The sequence below is a fragment of the Halobacillus sp. BBL2006 genome, from assembly GCF_000786645.1.
Taxonomy (GTDB): domain Bacteria; phylum Bacillota; class Bacilli; order Bacillales; family Halobacillaceae; genus Halobacillus.
The window spans coordinates 1-801 of sequence record NZ_JRNX01000496.1 but is presented as its reverse complement, the minus strand read 5'-3'; the positions used below and the strand labels follow the sequence as shown (position 1 = coordinate 801).

The following is an 801-nucleotide window of genomic DNA, read 5'->3' as shown; positions in this document are numbered from 1 at the left end:
TTACTAACCACCCAGCTACCCAGCCGGTCTTTCCATCGCTCAATTTAATCTGATACCAACGGTCCTCTTCGTCTATGTAATCAAAAGTATTACCTTTAAAGACTTGTTTAAGAACCTTACTATTTAGAGAATTTGAGCTGCGTACATTTAACACCTTTGTACCAATTTTGATTTTGCCTAATGTGGCTTTGTCAGAATTAGAAAGGCCTTCTTTCTTAGATGGCACAGAGTTATCAGAATCAAGCGACGTTGATAAATAATCTCCGTGAACCCAGCCTTTCTTTCCTTCAGATTTGATAGAATACCATTTTCCTTTTTGCTTTTCTACCTTAACCTGATCCCCTTTCATTAAATAACCTTTAATAACTCCTCCAAGCCCTGCTTCGGACCTTATTCTGAGATAATTGACTTTTGCAGTGAAAGTTGAAGAGACACTAGCGTTTTGCTCTTTCGTGATGGTGACCATCCATTTGGCTACCCAACCTTTTTTTGAATTCCAGTCAATTTTCACCCAATCTTCTTTTGTTTCTACGATTGAGTACGTGTCGTTGGAGTGGACTTGACCAATCTTTTCGTAATTGGTTCCAGGTCCTGATCTTACATTCAATCGGTCTACTTCAATGACAACCTCATCTGCATGTATGGAGGCTTCAGGGATTTCGATTAAGGCGATGAATAGTAAAATAAATAGAAAAATTCCTTTCTTAAACACAGCTACACCTCCTTTTATACATACGTTTCACTATTCGACAGACATAATTAACAGACCTTCCTTACTGGAAATATTTTTTTTGATTATTT

General features: G+C 37.5%; 1 protein-coding gene. It reads right to left on the bottom strand.

Annotated elements, in window-relative coordinates; all coding sequences use genetic code 11:
- Window positions 1-712 (bottom strand): SH3 domain-containing protein (locus LD39_RS14670; protein ID WP_035548673.1); only part of this gene is annotated, 712 nt, incomplete at its 3' end.
- Between the last annotated feature and the right edge of the window lie 89 nt (window positions 713-801).